Origin of the sequence: Rhizobium sp. BK538 (assembly GCF_014197575.1) — a bacterium.
Classification (GTDB): Bacteria; Pseudomonadota; Alphaproteobacteria; order Rhizobiales; family Rhizobiaceae; genus Rhizobium.
Map to the genome: position 1 here is coordinate 252,761 of NZ_JACIFT010000003.1, position 15,732 is coordinate 268,492.

Genomic DNA, 15,732 nt, shown 5'->3' on the forward strand with positions numbered 1-15,732 from the left:
CAGGCTTCGCCATGGTTCCCTTTTCCATTCTTGATCTCTCTCCCGTTCCAGAAGGCGGGACGATCCGCCAGTCGCTCGAGAGTTCGGCGCGCATGGCGCAGAAGGCCGAAGAATTCGGATACAGCCGTTTCTGGCTGGCGGAACATCATGGCATGCCGGGGATTGCCAGCGCGGCGACGGCTGTCGTGATCGGCCATGTCGGCGCCGCGACCAAGCGCATTCGTATCGGCTCGGGCGGCATCATGCTACCGAACCATTCGCCGTTGGTCATTGCCGAGCAATTCGGGACGCTGGAGGCGCTGTTCCCGGGCCGGGTCGATCTCGGTCTTGGCCGGGCGCCCGGCACCGACATGCGTACCGCACAGGCGCTGCGGCGCAATCTCGACGCCGGGGCGCAGAGCTTCCCGAACGATGTCGTCGAGTTGCAGCAGCTGCTTGGCGCGCCGATTGAGAACCAGGCGACCCTCGCTGTTCCAGGCATGAATTCCAACGTGCCGATCTGGCTGCTTGGCTCCAGCCTCTATAGCGCACAGCTCGCCGCGATGCTCGGGCTGCCCTATGCCTTCGCCTCGCACTTCGCGCCGGATTCGCTGCTCGATGCCATCGACATCTACCGCAGCCGATTCAAGCCGTCTGCCGTACTCGACAAGCCCTATGTCATGGTCGGCGTCATGGGTTCAGTCGCCGCGACGGATGAGGAGGCGCAGTATCATTTCACCTCCGCCCAGCAGCAGTTCGTCAACCTGCGTCGCAACGTGCGCGGTCAGTTCCCGCGCCCGGTCGAGGATATGGAGAGCTTCTGGTCGCCGATGGAAAAGCTGACCGTGGAGCATACGCTTCGCTACGCCGTCGTCGGTTCGCAGAAGACGGCTGAAGCAAAGCTCACACAGTTCCTGGCCGAGACGGAAGCCGACGAGGTCATCATTTCGATGCCGATCCATGACGTCGAGGCAAGATTGAAATCGGTCGAGCTTTTTGCTGGGCTCGGAAACTTCCTCCGCGCTGCGGCCTAATGTCGCGCATCCCGGGCGGTTCAGATCCCACAGCCATTTGTGTGAATTGACTTAACGCCGCCGGACCATAGCTTTGCTTGATCACACATGTCGTTTGCACGACATTGCGGCGATACAAATGTGATGGACGGCGCACGCCGCAAATCGCGCGCGGTCGGTTTCGAGCAACCTTTGGAGGATCAGGCTTGCTATGCGTTACCGTGGTCTTGCTGTTTTGATTTCACTGATCTGTCTTCCCGCTTCGGCCGCCATTGCCCAAGAAGGCGATGCGGCGGCCGGGGAAACGGTATTCAAGAAGTGCGCGGTCTGTCATGTGGCGGATACCGACAAGAACAAGGTGGGTCCGTCGTTGAACCACCTGTTCGGCCGAACCGCCGGCACGCATCCGAATTTTGCCTATTCGCCCGCGATGAAGGCCGCAGGCACAGCCGGGTTGGTCTGGGATGAAAATTCGTTACGCGATTATCTTCACAACCCAAAGCTGAAGGTTAAGGGCACAAAGATGGTGTTCATCGGTCTGAAGGACGACGGCGAGATTCTCAATCTGATCGCCTATCTCAAGCAATTCTCGAAATAAAATCAGCTTATTGAAGCTTCGTCGACAGTCTGGCGAGGTTCCTCTCGTGCCATTGCCGTGATGTCCTGTTTATGAGATAGTCCTAACGTAAGTGCCGACGGATTGCGGGTATTTTCCGCGGCCGGCAGGGGCTTGGGAGGAACGCATGGTTGTCGTGCTGGTTCTCGTTCTGATCGTTGTCGGGTCGGTGGCATTCCACTTGTTCAGCCCGTGGTGGTGGACTCCGATCGCCTCGAACTGGAACTACATCGACAATACCATCATCATCACGTTCTGGATCACCGGTATCGTCTTCGTCGCCGTGATCTCTTTCATGGCCTATTGCATCTATCGTTTTCGGCATAGGCCCGGTAACCGGGCGGCCTACGAGCCGGAGAACAAGCGCCTGGAATGGTGGCTTGCCGGCAGCACGGCCCTTGGCGTGGGAGCGATGCTCGCGCCGGGCCTCGTCGTCTGGAACCAGTTCATCACCGTCCCGGCGGGAGCGGCAGAAGTCGAAGTCATCGGTCAGCAATGGCTGTGGAATTTCCGGTTGCCGGGCGCCGACGGTCAGCTGGGCAGGGCGGACAATCGTGCCGTTTCCGCCGAAAACCCTCTCGGCGTGATCAGGAACGATCCGGCCGGCCTGGACGACATCATCATCGCAGGCGGCGAACTGCATCTCCCGATCGGCAAGCCGATCCGTGTCCACCTGCGCTCGATCGACGTGCTGCATGATTTCTATGTTCCGGAGTTCCGCGCCAAGATGGACATGATCCCAGGCTCGGTCACCTATTTCTGGTTCACGCCGACGCGAACGGGCACCTTCGAGGTGTTGTGCGCGGAGCTTTGCGGCGTTGCACATGCGCAGATGCGAGGAACGGTCGTCGTCGACGAGGCGGACGCCTATCAGGAGTGGCTGGCGCAGCAACAGACATTCTCGCAGCTGATGGCAGCGGTTGAACCGGCCGAGTAGGCCGGCGTCGCGGCCGAGGAGCGGCCGTGACGGGAGGAGGAAGGAAGGCATGCGATGGTTGATATTCCGACCAGTGCCGGCGACGTCATCCCGCCCGCCGAGGTCGCGGACGTCGAGCTCTATCATCCGAAGAGCTGGTGGACGAAGTATGTCTTCAGCCAGGATGCCAAGGTCATCGCCATCCAGTATTCCCTGACGGCGTTCGCCATTGGCTTCGTAGCGCTCGTTCTTTCCTGGCTGATACGCCTGCAGCTCGGCTTTCCCGGCTATTTTTCCTTCATCGACGCGGATCATTATTACCAGTTCATCACCATGCACGGCATGATCATGGTGATCTATCTGCTGACGGCGCTCTTTCTCGGCGGCTTCGGGAACTACCTCATTCCGCTGATGGTCGGCGCGCGCGACATGGTGTTCCCCTATGCGAACATGCTGAGCTATTGGCTCTACCTGCTCGCCGTCATCGTGCTCGTCACGGGCTTTTTCGCGCCGGGCGGTCCAACGGGTGCGGGCTGGACGCTCTATCCGCCGCAGGCATTGACATCAGGCACGCCGGGTGGGCGCGACTGGGGCATCATCCTGATGCTGTCGTCGCTCATCATCTTCATCATCGGCTTCACGATGGGCGGGCTGAACTACGTCGTCACCGTACTGCAGGGGCGCGCGCGCGGCATGACACTGATGCGGATGCCATTGACCGTCTGGGGCATTTTCACCGCGACCGTGATGGCGTTGCTTGCCTTTCCGGCGCTCTTCGTCGCGGCGGTCATGATGCTGTTTGACCGGCTGCTCGGCACCAGCTTCTTCATGCCGGCAATTGTCGAAATGGGCGAGCAACTCCCGTCGGACGGTGGAAGCCCGATCCTCTTCCAGCACCTCTTCTGGTTCTTCGGGCACCCCGAGGTCTATATCGTGGCGCTTCCCGCCTTCGGCATCGTCTCCGATCTTATCAGTACGCACGCGCGCAAGAATATTTTCGGCTACCGGATGATGGTCTGGGCGATCGTGATCATCGGAGCCCTGAGCTTCGTTGTCTGGGCGCACCACATGTATGTCAGCGGCATGAACCCGAACTTCGGATTCTTCTTTGCCACGACGACCCTGATCATAGCCGTGCCGACTGCGATCAAGGTCTACAACTGGGTGCTCACGCTGTGGCGAGGCGACATCCACCTGACACTGCCGATGCTGTTTGCCATCGCGTTCATTGTGACATTCGTCAATGGCGGTTTGACGGGACTGTTCCTTGGCAACGTCGTGGTCGACGTGCCGTTGTCCGATACGATGTTCGTGGTCGCGCATTTCCACATGGTGATGGGAGTGGCTCCCATCATGGTGGTCTTTGGCGCGATCTATCACTGGTATCCGAAGATCACCGGGCGGATGCTGGACGAGGTTCTCGGGAGGATCCATTTCTGGGTCACCTTCGTCGGCGCCTACGCGATCTTCTTCCCCATGCACTACGTTGGTCTCGTGGGTGTGCCGCGCCGCTATTTCGAGCTTGGCGACACGGTCTTCATTCCGCCGTCAGTGCATACGCTGAGCATGTTCATTTCGGTCGCCGCGCTTGTTGTCGGCGCGGCGCAGATCGTGTTCCTGTTCAATCTTGTTTGGAGCCTGTTCCATGGTCGCGAGGCCGGCGGCAACCCGTGGCGCGCGACGACGCTCGAATGGCAGACGCCTGAGACGCCGCCTGCTCATGGCAACTGGGGCAAGGATCTTCCGATCGTCTATCGCTGGGCCTACGATTACAGCGTACCCGGCGCTCCCGAAGACTTCATACCCCAGAACCAGCCGCCCATGGTCGGACTGTCGAGGGCGCCGGCATGACCGTCATCCTCGTCTTTCTCGCGGGAGTAGCCGCGATCATCATCTGGTGGCTCTCCGGGCAAAGGTTGATGTCGAAGCCATGGGCGGAGATCGGGACGCTTGACGACATCCAGGGCGCGGCGAGGCCGCCGATTCCCGTCGCCAAGTTCGGTCTCGGTATTTTTCTCGCGGTTGTCGGTGCACTCTTTTCTCTGTTGGCCAGCGCGTATCTTTCGCGAATGAGCGGCTCCGATTGGTGGGCGATCCCCATTCCGCGGCTTCTATGGGCAAACACAGCCATGCTGATCGGCAGCTGTGCAGCTCTGCAATGGGCTGTCGTCGAAGCGCGCCGCGGCGCCGACGAAGGCGTGCGACTGGGGCTCGACGTGGCGCTCGCCACCACGGTTCTTTTCCTCGCCGGGCAGATCGTGGCCTGGCTGCAGCTCGTCGCGGCGGGCTATCTGCTCGTCGACAATCCGGCGAACAGCTTCTTCTACATGCTGACCGGGCTGCATGGCCTCCACATTGTCGGCGGGTTGGCAGTGCTGGCGCGGACCAGAGGGAGATCGCGCGGAGCGGGCACCGCGACATCAGCCAGGCTGCGCCTCGGCATCGAGCTCTGCGCCACCTACTGGCATTTCATGCTCGTCGTTTGGCTGCTTCTCTTCGCACTCTTCACTGGCTTGGCGAACGACTTCGTCGATCTTTGCCGCCAACTCGTTTCCTAAGGGGTAGACGATGGCCGAATTGACCCGAATGGACACTGAAGATGTAGCCCTTCATCCCCCCGCAGGTCTGCGAGGGGTCGCGGCCGATTTTGCCTCGGACCAGCGGGCATTCAAGAACGTTTCCTGGGGTAAGGCCATGATGTGGATCTTTCTCCTCAGCGACACCTTCATCTTCGGCTGCTTCCTGCTCGCCTACATGACCGCGCGAATGTCGACTCCGGTGCCGTGGCCCAATCCAAGCGAAGTCTTTGCGCTTCATATCGGCGGGCAGGACGTTCCGCTGATCCTGATCGCGATCATGACCTTCGTTCTGATCAGCAGCAGTGGCACGATGGCCATGGCCGTCAACTTCGGTTATCGCCGTGAGCGCGGAAAAACGGCTGCCCTGATGCTTCTGACTGCAATACTTGGCGCCACATTTGTCGGAATGCAGGCCTTCGAATGGACGAAGCTCATCACCGAAGGCGTGCGCCCCTGGGAAAACCCATGGGGGGCGGCACAATTCGGATCATCCTTCTTCATGATCACCGGCTTTCACGGGACGCACGTGACCTTCGGCGTGATCTTCTTGCTGATTACCGCGCGCAAAGTCTTGCGCGGGGACTTCGATACCGGTCGGCGCGGCTTCTTCACCAGCCGCAAGGGCAATTATGAGATCGTCGAGATCATGGGCCTCTATTGGCACTTCGTCGACCTCGTCTGGGTCTTCATCTTCGCGTTTTTCTATCTGTGGTGAGGTCGCAATATGGCACAGGCACAAGCGCATTCCGGCCAACAGCATCCGATCCGGCTCTACCTCGTCGTCTGGGGATTGCTTTTCGTCCTCAGCACCTTTTCCTATCTCGTCGATTATCTCGGCATTCAGGGCTATCTGCGCTGGACGCTCATCATCGTCTTCATGATGCTGAAAGCGGGGCTGATCGTTGCCATCTTCATGCACATGGCATGGGAGCGGCTGGCGCTCGTCTACGCGATAATGTTGCCGCCGCTGCTCGTTCTGGTCTTCGTGGCGATGATGGCGTCCGAGTCGCACTACACGATCTTCACCCGGCTTGCCTTCCTCGGCGGCGCCGGTTCCTGACCGGCGCGCCCTGGCTAGGGATAACCAAGCTGTCACCGATCCATCGGATGTGAATGGACGGCCGAAAACAACAAAGCCGGCCACGTTTCCGTGACCGGCTTGCAGAAAAAATGGTGATTGGTCAAGCCGAAAGCTTGGCCAGAACTTCTTCGTCGACTTCGAAGTTCGAGTAGACGTTCTGGACGTCGTCATCGTCTTCGAGGCTGTCGATGAGCTTCAGCAGCGATTGCGCCTTTTCCTCGTCGACCGGCACGTTGTTCTGCGCACGCCAGACGGCCTTGACGGTCTCGGCTTCACCGAGAGAGCCTTCGAGGGCCTTGGCGACTTCACCGAGAGATTCGAAGGCGGTCGTGATGTAGTGGCCTTCTTCATCGGTTTCGACGTCGTCGGCACCGGCTTCGATGGCAGCTTCCATCACCCTGTCGGCATCGCCAGCGGCAAGCTTGTAGGTGATCTCGCCGACGTGATCGAAAGAGAAGGAAACCGAGCCGGTTTCGCCGAGTGCGCCGCCGGCCTTCGTAAAGATCGAACGGACGTTCGACGCGGTACGGTTGCGGTTGTCGGTCAGGGCTTCGACGATGATCGCCGTTCCGCCCGGGCCGTAACCTTCGTAGCGGACCTCATCGTAATTCTCGCTGTCGGCACCGGCTGCCTTTTTGATGGCGCGGTCGATATTGTCCTTCGGCATGGACTGGGCCTTGGCGTTCTGGATAGCCAGGCGCAGGCGGGCGTTCATCGTCGGGTCGGGCAGGCCGGCCTTGGCGGCAACGGTGATTTCGCGCGCGAGTTTGGAGAACATTTTCGACCGCACGGCATCCTGACGGCCCTTGCGATGCATGATGTTTTTAAACTGTGAATGGCCAGCCATGGCACCCCTGTTCACGTCCTATTGTCGGAATGGGCCGCCTTATAAGAGCGAAATGGGCGGTATTCAAGGGAAAACGGCTTCATTCTCTCGGGACTCGCTCGTCCGGAATTACGGAACAAAGCCCCGAAGTTGGCGTTTCAAAACACGGACCCTTGAAACGGAAGGAAGTGCTATGGCTAGTTTCAACGAGGCGCGGAAACACCCAGCACGTCAGCTCTGGGATCAGGTCAACGACATTCATGCCGGCATGCTCGGCGTGGACGGAGTGGACATGCACATGCAGCCAATGGCGCCACATGCCGATCCGAAGACCAATACGATCTGGTTCTACTCGAAATCGGACGCAGAAATCGCCCGTGCCATCAAGCCGGGCACCAGGGCACATTTCTGCGTCGTCGGAAAGCATCACGACTATCACGCTTGCCTTGCCGGCAAGATCGAGGTGCGGTCCGATCCGTCGAAGATCAATGAGTATTGGAATTCCGTCGTCGCCGCCTGGTATGAGGACGGCAAGAAGGATCCGAAGCTGACGATGCTTGTGATGCATGTTGACGACGCGGAGATCTGGGTCTCTACCGGCAGTAAGCTCAAATTCGGTTGGGAGATTGCCAAGGCCAATCTCGATGATGACAAGATGCCCGATGTCGGCATCCGGCAGCACTTGCAGTTCGCTTGAGAATACTAGACCCGGCGTGATCCCTAGCCCTAACTGGAATATGGAATACTTTCAGTCGCAAATATCTGTCGCGAAATTGGCGAAACAAATTCGGACATGATGGGGAACAGCTAGAAGTCGATTTGCTTTGCTCTAACAGGCGCTGTCCTTTACGGCAGATGGAAGCCATACCTTGATCTGTTGATCCGTGAGGTTAGCACCACACAACATGGTCGCTACACGGCAGCCTTTCAGGGCAGATGCCTGCACAAGAATGGCCGCGAGCCCCGCCGCCCCGGCCGGCTCGACGAGACGCTCCCAAGCATCATGAGCAAACCGCATTGCGTCCAGAAGTTGATCATCATCAACGAGAACGATGTCATCGATAGTATCTTTGAGCCATTCGATCGCGGACGGCACGGGATTCCGGACGGCAATTCCATCGGCAATCGTGCGTGCCTCCGACGTCGAGATCACGTCACCCGCATTGTAGGACAGAGCCATGCATGGCGCACCCTTTGCGGCGACGGCGATGACCCTTGTTCGCGGTGATCGCGATTTGAACCAGCATCCTATTCCGGCCGCCAAAGCACCGTTTCCAAGCGGGATGAAAACGGCGTCGATGTTTTCGACGTTTTCAGTCAGTTCCGCCGCAATCGTTCCAGCCCCTTCCGCAATGGCTGCACTCGCGCCGTCCTCGACGAACTGCAGCTTCCGTTCGAGGGCGTAGATTTTGGCAGCCTCCTTCGCAGCGTCAAAATCCTCCCCGGCGAGAAAGACCACTGCCCCAAACCTGCGCATGGCCTCGATCTTCAGCGGATTGGCGTTTAGACTGGCAAAGACAATCAGAGGTCGCCCATGCCGCGCGGCATTATAAGCAAGCCCCTGACCGAAGTTCCCGGCCGATGCCGAGACCAGAGGAGTTCTCTCGTCGGCGAGATCGGCGAGAAAATATCCCGTACCTCGCCCCTTGAAGCTGCGGATCGGATTTTCCGTTTCGTCTTTGACGACTAGCGACAGCGCGAGCCTATCGGAACACAGCAAATTGGTGTTCAGAAAAATCGGATCGATGCGCTTGCGTGCGTCTTCGATGTTGATGGCTGAGAGAGGTGCTTGTTTTGTCATGGAGCGATGGTATGAATTTATGACGCGTGAAAATCGCGCCAATAACAAATTTATAGCGGATTTTCCGCGTGGAAGCTTGGTTATGCGCTGTGGACGATATTGACCGAACTATTCTTTCGATGCTGCAGGAGAATGCCGACATTCCCGGCAAGGTCATTGCTGATGCGGTCAATCTTTCTACCTCGGCCATCGAACGCCGAATCAGCAAATTGAAGCAGGATGGGATCATCGAGAGGATCGTGGCGGTGGTCAGTCCGAAGGCCGTCGATCGCACCCTGTCCGTTCTGGTCGAGCTTGAAATCCAGAACGAACATCGACACACACTGCAACAATTGCAGCGATGGTTGGACCGTGCGCCTGAAGTTCAGTCATGCTGGTATGTGACCGGCGATATGGATTATATGCTGCTTGTAGCCGTCCGCAACCTTGAGGAATATAACAACTTCATTGAGCGACTTATGAGTGAACAACAAGCGCTCGTGCGAAAATACAAGAGCCTGATTGCACTCAAAACGGTCAAGCACGGCCTGGGACTTCCCGTCATTGAATGAAAAGGCCCTTTGCTGGCGTGGCCTATGTAGCGATCCAGTCGAAAGGGGTTGGGGCGATCCAGGTCTTTTAATGCATGCCTTTCGCGACATAGATCAGCGGCTTTTTCGGCAACGTGCGCAGCGACACGGTGATCGTGTTCGTCGGTGCGTAGCTGATATCGAAATCGGGTCCGAACATCGACAGGAAGCTTTGCAGCGGCCTCGGCTGGTGCATCGGCAGGATGAGAGAGGCGCGCAGCCGCTTGATGACCCGGCTCATGCTGTCCGAACCCATCGTCAGGCCACCATCCACCGGAACCATCACGACATCCAGTCTGCCGATCTCCGTGTAGTGGGTTTCCGTCAGTTCGTAGTGCAGATGGCCGAGATGACCGATGCAGAGACCGGCCACCTCGAAGATGAAGATCGAGTTCCCATCCTGCTGCGGCGCGCCGAAACCGCCCCTGATATCGGTAGTGACGTTGCGGATGTAGGTGTCGCCGACCACGAGGTTTACCTTCGCCTTTTCCCCTGGCACGTCGCTCCATCCATGAAGCACGTATTTAATGGCCGGGTCGGTCACCAAACTGTAATGCGAGGAATGGGCGCGATTCATGGTGACGACCATCGGAACGTGCGGCGGCGAATACCAGCCGCTGTAGTCGGTCGCGATCGTTACGCCGCCCGGCGTTTCGATCAGGAAGGTGGAATGTCCGATGTAGGTCAGCGTGACCGATTGGTCGGCAGCGCCGGCGCCAGCAATCGGTGCTGGGCCCGCGAAACTGGCAAAAGTCGCTTGCGGGATCGATTGGGCGATGGCCTGGCACTGGCTGACGTTTCTTCGTTCCTCCTGGGCCGCGGCTGCCTCCGCGGCGACCAAGACCATCAGGCAGGCGATTGCGAAGACAAGAAAACGCGGCGTCATGCCACTTCCTCCAGCGCTCTCACGGTAAGCTCGGGAGGATGCGGCAAGGCGCCGCAGCGGTCCAGTTGAAATCCCGAGCCACTGCTCACTTTTGCGTCATGGCGCGAGGCTGCCTGAACTAACGCCAAAACTCCGGAATGGTTTCGGCGAGCCGAGGACCGAGGCGCAGCGGCGCGATCTTTTCCGCGAGGCCGGTCGCATCCGATATCTCGACGCCGACGCCACAGATGGTGGCCGGGCCGGTCGCCGCCTCCATGCGGCCTTTCGGCATTTTGGAGATGAAACGGTTCAGCGGCTCCTCCTTGTCCATGCCGAGGGAGGAATCGTAGTCACCACACATGCCTGCGTCGGACATGTAGGCGGTGCCGCCGTTCAGGATCTGATGATCGGCCGTCGGGACATGGGTGTGCGTACCGACGACGAAGCTGGCGCGGCCGTCGACGAAATGGCCGAAGCACTGCTTCTCGCTGGTCGCTTCGGCGTGAAAGTCGAAGATGATTGCATCCGCCTGCTCCTTGAGAGGGCAGGCATCCAGGATCGTCTCGGCGGATTTGAAGGGATCGTCGAGTTCGGGATGCATGAAAACGCGGCCCATGACATTTGCGACAAGCACGCGTGCACCGTTGCGGGCATAAAAAAGCCCCGAGCCGCGCCCCGGCGTGCCCTGCGGGTAGTTGGCCGGTCGCAGGAACTGGTCATGACGTCCGGCAAAGGCGACGGCTTCCTTCTGATCCCAGACGTGGTTGCCCGTCGTGACGACATCGGCGCCCGCGTTGATCGTCTCGAGGAAGATATCCTCGGTGATGCCGAAACCGCCTGCAGCGTTCTCGCCGTTGACGACGACGAAATCGAGCTTCAGGTCAGAAATGAGGCCGGGGAGGCGGTTCCAGACGGCGGTGCGTCCGGTCTTACCCACCATGTCACCCAGAAAAAGCAGTCGCATTGCTATCCAATCCAAGAGGCAAAAAAGCGCAGCCCGCTTTCTGTCAGGAGGGCGTCCAGGCTGACGTCGTGCGGCTCGTCGGGCACATGTGCCACTTCCTGGCAGTCGAATGCAATGCCGATCAGTTTCGGATGCAGGCCTTTTTGCCGCAAACGCTCGATGGCGCGGTCATAATGGCCGGCGCCATAGCCGATGCGGTGGCCGCGATTGTCGAAAGCGGAGAGAGGCACCAGCATGATCTCGGGATCGAGCACGGCGGCGTCCGCGGGCGGACCCGAGGTACCGAAGCCGGTGCTGACCAGTGGGACGCCGCGCACCAGCTCGCGAAAGACAATCGTCTGCTTGTCGAGGATGGCGGGTACGCAAAGCCGTGCTCCACGCGTCTGGAACCGTGCCATAAGCGGCCGGATATCCGCTTCGGAGCGGATCGGCAGGAAGCCGGACACGGTCGTCCCGGGCTCGAATGCGACGGCCTCGCCGGCATGCTCGGCCATGGCAAGGCTCATCTCGATGCGAGTATCTTCCGGGATCGCGTCGCGCAGTGCGAGCCGGCCGGTACGCATTTCAGTTTTCAATTCTCTCGGGGTCATGCGGTCCATCGCGCTGTTTTCAGCAGACGATAAAGGTCTTGCCGATCATTTCAACGGGTCAATGCGACCTTTGACCGCCTGCCTGAGTCGATCAGGTCAAATCGTGATACTGGTTGGTCTGACTGAGGCGCCGGCCTGTGCCTCAAGCGGATAGGCGTCCGTGCCCGATCCCTGCTGGCCGGTTCTTGCGCGCAGTTCGCGCATCGCCTTGTCCATCAGCTGCCGGACTTCCTGCAGGATGGCCTTGAACTCTTCCATCGTCTTGCGATCTTCGGTCGAGATACCGGCAGATGCCTGCCTTCCATCTTCGATCACGCTTTGGTAGGCATTGCGTGCGGCGGTTGCGCCATCGGGTATGTCTGTCTGCTCCGCGCTACCGTCGGAGCTATCCGAAGAAGCCGTTTCGGTTGTCGCCGAGGCATAGGTCGTAGCGTCTGTCGCGCTCGCGCCGGTATCGGCGGTTGCAACGGTGGCATTGGCTGCAGATGCAGGGGGCGTTGCGCTGGCAGCGACAGCCGAGGCAAACTCCGCCGCAGCGGCGCTGATCTTGTGAGCAAGTTCGGCCGCAAGCCGGGCGACGACCTCTGGCGGGTAGCCGCCGCTCTTCAGCATTTCGAGCTGCTGCTTGGCTTCCTCAAGCTTGCGTGCGGCACGGGCTTTCGCGGCTTCGGCCGATGTCGTCATGCTTTCGCGCAGGCTTTCCTGTGCCTTTGCCGAATTCTGCAATATCTTCAGTCGCGCGCTGGTGCCGTCGGCCGGCGTATTGAGATTATCGGCCGAGTAGGTGTTGCGCAGGATGTTGAGCGCTGATGCGGAACCGACTTGCATACTATCCTCCGGATTGCACTATCCGTGGCAGTCTGCAACTTCAGGCTTGCGTGGGCCTGTGTGCCGTTACCTGCCGCCTATGTGCCCGTGGCCAGCGCATGGATCGTTTCATTAAACAGGGGCATGCCCCCAGGCAACCAACCGAGCGCGCGGATTTTCGCCGTGTCCATCGGTGTGAGCAGCGATTTGTCGGCGGGGAGGGGCAGCCTGTTCAGGCAATCGTGCTCCCATCGAATGGGTTCCAGGATGTCCCAGGTATCCAGCGCCACGTCGGACACGTTGAAGGTCTCGCCGGAGATACGCGGGGGGTCTGTTTCCAACATGAGCCGCACCGCTTTGCCGACGTCTTTTCCGTGGACCTCGGTGCCGGCACGTGAAGGCAAGGGACGACCAGCGAGGTAATCTCCGATCAGCTTGTCCCATTTGCCGGGTCGAAGGTCGCCGTAGACGCCGGTCAATCGGAGACTGGCCGTTGCGAAACCCGGCGCTGCAAGATGTGCCAGACTGCGTTCGGCATCCAGTTTGACCTGACCATAAAGGGTCTCCGGCTTGTCAAGCATCCCTTCTTTCAGCGTGGTTCCAGGCGCGTGCTCTCCATAGGCGGCACGGCTGGAAATGAAGATGCAACGCCGCGTGCCGGCGCGTTTTGCCGTTTCGAAAAGCCGGACGCTGCCGTCCAGATTGAAGCGCCTGAACGTCTCCGGGTCGTTACCCTCCCCACCGCGGTATTTGCCGGGCACGTGGTGGAAGGCGGCGTGAACGAAGAAATAGGCGTCGTCGAAGGCTTCGATATGATCGTGGGCCGGATCGAGCGAGAGCGGGGCGAACTCGACCGGGCGCGAAAAGAAGCGTGGCAGCGGCGCGTGGCGGCCGCCGATGATCACGGTATAGCCGCCGGCGAGCAGTTCTTCGACGATGTAGCGTCCGACGAAACCCGTTCCGCCCGATACCAGTACCTTCATGCCGCCTCTTTGGGGTTGGCCATTGCCGAGATATCCGGCGGATCATCGCCGGCATAGAACGCGTCCCACAGGTCGATCAGCGGCCGCAGTTTCTCGGCCTTCGGATGATTCGCCTCCCATGGCTTCTCGTACTGGTAGTGCAGGACGGAAATGCTCTGCCAGTCCCAAAGCCGAGGCATGGTGAACCATACATATTGGAGCATGTTGAAATAGACCGGCAGGCCGTGCCAATCCGGGAAAAAATCCTGCAGGAAGGTCTGGTCCGTCCGCTTCCAGAACATGCCTGGCTTATCCAGTCGCTCCAGCATGCGCTGAAACGTGGCTTCGGACGGTTGCGCGACGAAGACGCCGGAATTCAGTCGGTGGAAGTCTGCAAGAGATTCGTAGACATTCGGGGCGGCCGAAAACTCCGGATAGCGAAAGAGCTTGTCGATGTTGCGCAGCACGATCGCATCGGCATCGATGAAGACGCAGCTGGTGTACTCGGTCAGCTGCCAGAGGCGCAGCTTGCAGAAGTTGTCGAGCGGCGAGTGAAACGCCGGCTTGCGTCCCTTCGTGAAGGGGGCCGCGGCGTGCAGATTGGATCGAGCATGGCGCTCATTGAACGCGGCTGACAGCGGCATATGCTTGACCGGCACCAGGCGGCAGTCGAGCTGCAGGAGCGGGGCAAGGCTGGCCAGCTCAGCGCCTGGCGTATGGAGGATGACGATGTCGGCAGGGGTGTCGGTTCGGCGCAACGACGCCGCGAGCGCCTTGGCACCCATGGCGTAGTCGTTGTTGGTGACGAGGGTGACGTAGGCGTGCCGCAGGGACTCACTCATGAAACGGACTTCAGCCTCTTGCCTTCCGGATCGTGGTTGATCGTGGCGGCAATGTCTTTCGTCCAGGCGGAAACGGCGGGCACGCGCGACCGATCGACGCGATAGCTAAACTTCTTGGCGACGTCGACGATTTCACTGAGAAGCCCCGCCCGCAGGGTGATCGGATCGAGGCCAAGATTACGGAACTTCTCGTTCTTGACGATAAGCTCATTCTCCGGCGCCTCCTTGCGCGGGTTCGGCAGCCAGGCGATCTCGGCACCACTCATCTTGGCGATCATTTCCGCCAGATCGCGCACGCGATGCGTCTCCGTCATCTGGTTGAAGATGTCGACACGGGCGCCGCGGGCTGGCGGATTGTTCAACGCCAGCTCGATGCAGCGTACGGAATCCTGGATGTGGATGAAGGCGCGGGTCTGGCCGCCGGTGCCGTGAACGGTCAGCGGGTATCCAATCGCCGCCTGGATCAGGAACCGGTTCAGCACGGTGCCGTAGTCGCCATCATAGTCGAAGCGATTGATGAGTTGGGCGTGCCGGCGCGTCTGCTCGGTGTGCGTGCCCCAGACAATCCCCTGGTGCAGGTCCGTGATGCGCAGACCGTCGTTCTTGGCGTAGAAATGGAAAAGCAACTGATCCAGGCACTTGGTCATGTGATAGATCGAGCCGGGATTGGAAGGATAGAGGATTTCCTGGCTGACGGTCTCGCCATGCGCCGTCTCGATGCCAACGGGCAGATAGCCCTCGGGGATCGCCGCCCCGACCGTCGAATAGCCGTAGACGCCCATCGTGCCGAGGTGGATCAGATGCGCGTCGAGCTGGAGTTCGACGAGCGCATTCAGGAGGTTATGGGTGGCGTTGACGTTGTTGTTGACGGTGTAGTTCTTGTGGCGGTCGCTCTTCATGGAGTAGGGGGCGGCACGCTGCTCAGCGAAATGAATGACGGCATCCGGACGGTTTTCGGCCAGCCACGTCTTCAGGAGCTCGTAGTCCTTGGCGAGATCGATCAGGTTGAAGTGAACGCGCCGGCCAGTTTCGGCGTGCCAAATGCGCGTGCGCTCCTGGATCGAGTCCATCGGCGTCAGCGACTGGACCCCGAGTTCGGTGTCGATCCACCGTCGCGAGAGATTGTCGAGGATATGGATGTCGTGTCCCGCGTCGGAGAGATGCAATGATGTCGGCCAGCCGATGAATCCGTCTCCGCCCATCACTGCAATCTTCATCGGCTCGTCTCCTGCTTGATTGTCTCTGTCAAAAAATACTTAGGAAGCGTGACAATTGTTCAATGCTTGCAAGGCGGAAAGTCTTCCGCCAAAGAGGGCGCGTGA

General features: G+C 59.6%; 18 protein-coding genes. 9 read left to right on the forward strand and 9 right to left on the reverse strand.

The genetic code is table 11. The features are described from left to right. Positions 1-11: 11 nt before the first annotated feature. The 7 genes from FHX09_RS05315 (at position 12) to FHX09_RS05345 (ending at position 6,163) form a co-directional block, all read left to right on the forward strand. Entirely contained in the window at positions 12-1,013 is a 1,002-nt protein-coding gene (locus FHX09_RS05315) for an LLM class flavin-dependent oxidoreductase (RefSeq protein ID WP_037084471.1), read from the forward strand. A 190-nt stretch (positions 1,014-1,203) separates the two neighbouring features. Continuing rightward, positions 1,204-1,590 carry a cytochrome c family protein gene (locus tag FHX09_RS05320; protein WP_007802591.1) on the forward strand — a complete coding sequence of 129 codons (387 nt, stop codon included), beginning with the start codon at positions 1,204-1,206 and terminating at the stop codon, positions 1,588-1,590. 145 nt (positions 1,591-1,735) lie between these two features. After that, positions 1,736-2,545 (forward strand): cytochrome c oxidase subunit II, encoded by an 810-nt coding sequence (locus FHX09_RS05325; protein WP_132594191.1) that lies wholly within the window; start codon positions 1,736-1,738, stop codon positions 2,543-2,545. A gap of 54 nt (positions 2,546-2,599) precedes the next feature. Continuing rightward, positions 2,600-4,375, forward strand: a complete 1,776-nt coding sequence (locus FHX09_RS05330) for a cbb3-type cytochrome c oxidase subunit I (protein WP_183719460.1) — start codon at positions 2,600-2,602, stop codon at positions 4,373-4,375. Further along, positions 4,372-5,082 carry a cytochrome c oxidase subunit 3 gene (locus FHX09_RS05335; protein ID WP_132594187.1) on the forward strand — a complete coding sequence of 237 codons (711 nt, stop codon included), beginning with the start codon at positions 4,372-4,374 and terminating at the stop codon, positions 5,080-5,082. Before FHX09_RS05330 ends, FHX09_RS05335 begins: the two co-directional genes overlap by 4 nt. Positions 5,083-5,092: 10 nt before the next feature. Next, complete coding sequence (locus tag FHX09_RS05340) at positions 5,093-5,818, forward strand: heme-copper oxidase subunit III family protein (RefSeq protein WP_007802601.1); 726 nt, start codon at positions 5,093-5,095, stop codon at positions 5,816-5,818. 9 nt (positions 5,819-5,827) lie between these two features. Then, a complete protein-coding gene (locus FHX09_RS05345; protein ID WP_007802603.1) occupies positions 5,828-6,163 on the forward strand; it encodes a cytochrome C oxidase subunit IV family protein in 336 nt (111 codons plus the stop codon). A gap of 121 nt (positions 6,164-6,284) precedes the next feature. Here the strand turns inward: FHX09_RS05345 and FHX09_RS05350 are convergent, their stop codons facing one another. Further along, entirely contained in the window at positions 6,285-7,031 is a 747-nt protein-coding gene (locus tag FHX09_RS05350; protein ID WP_007802605.1) for a YebC/PmpR family DNA-binding transcriptional regulator, read from the reverse strand. A 172-nt stretch (positions 7,032-7,203) separates the two neighbouring features. On the opposite strand from FHX09_RS05350, the gene FHX09_RS05355 reads away from it, so the two are divergent. Further along, positions 7,204-7,707, forward strand: coding sequence for a pyridoxamine 5'-phosphate oxidase family protein (locus tag FHX09_RS05355; protein ID WP_007802607.1), 504 nt, complete (start codon positions 7,204-7,206; stop codon positions 7,705-7,707). Between the two features lie 132 nt (positions 7,708-7,839). On the opposite strand, the gene FHX09_RS05360 is transcribed toward FHX09_RS05355, so the two are convergent. Then, positions 7,840-8,811, reverse strand: a complete 972-nt coding sequence (locus tag FHX09_RS05360; RefSeq protein ID WP_132594185.1) for a pyridoxal-phosphate dependent enzyme — start codon at positions 8,809-8,811, stop codon at positions 7,840-7,842. A gap of 89 nt (positions 8,812-8,900) precedes the next feature. On the opposite strand from FHX09_RS05360, the gene FHX09_RS05365 reads away from it, so the two are divergent. Next, on the forward strand, positions 8,901-9,362 hold the full coding sequence (locus tag FHX09_RS05365) for an Lrp/AsnC family transcriptional regulator (RefSeq protein ID WP_184449384.1): 462 nt from the start codon (positions 8,901-8,903) through the stop codon (positions 9,360-9,362). Between the two features lie 67 nt (positions 9,363-9,429). Here the strand turns inward: FHX09_RS05365 and FHX09_RS05370 are convergent, their stop codons facing one another. The 7 genes from FHX09_RS05370 to FHX09_RS05400 form a co-directional block, all read right to left on the reverse strand. Then, on the reverse strand, positions 9,430-10,266 hold the full coding sequence (locus FHX09_RS05370; RefSeq protein ID WP_132594181.1) for an MBL fold metallo-hydrolase: 837 nt from the start codon (positions 10,264-10,266) through the stop codon (positions 9,430-9,432). A gap of 118 nt (positions 10,267-10,384) precedes the next feature. Beyond that, entirely contained in the window at positions 10,385-11,209 is an 825-nt protein-coding gene (locus FHX09_RS05375; protein WP_007802617.1) for a TIGR00282 family metallophosphoesterase, read from the reverse strand. Positions 11,210-11,211: 2 nt separating this feature from the next. Further along, complete coding sequence (locus FHX09_RS05380; protein WP_037084472.1) at positions 11,212-11,799, reverse strand: 5-formyltetrahydrofolate cyclo-ligase; 588 nt, start codon at positions 11,797-11,799, stop codon at positions 11,212-11,214. 96 nt (positions 11,800-11,895) lie between these two features. After that, entirely contained in the window at positions 11,896-12,627 is a 732-nt protein-coding gene (locus FHX09_RS05385; RefSeq protein ID WP_132594177.1) for a hypothetical protein, read from the reverse strand. 77 nt (positions 12,628-12,704) lie between these two features. Next, a complete protein-coding gene (locus FHX09_RS05390; RefSeq protein WP_132594176.1) occupies positions 12,705-13,589 on the reverse strand; it encodes an NAD(P)-dependent oxidoreductase in 885 nt (294 codons plus the stop codon). After that, positions 13,586-14,410 (reverse strand): glycosyltransferase, encoded by an 825-nt coding sequence (locus FHX09_RS05395; protein WP_184449386.1) that lies wholly within the window; start codon positions 14,408-14,410, stop codon positions 13,586-13,588. The genes FHX09_RS05390 and FHX09_RS05395 overlap by 4 nt, the downstream gene beginning before the upstream one ends. Beyond that, entirely contained in the window at positions 14,407-15,627 is a 1,221-nt protein-coding gene (locus tag FHX09_RS05400; protein ID WP_184449388.1) for an NAD-dependent epimerase/dehydratase family protein, read from the reverse strand. Before FHX09_RS05400 ends, FHX09_RS05395 begins: the two co-directional genes overlap by 4 nt. Positions 15,628-15,732 lie beyond the last annotated feature (105 nt).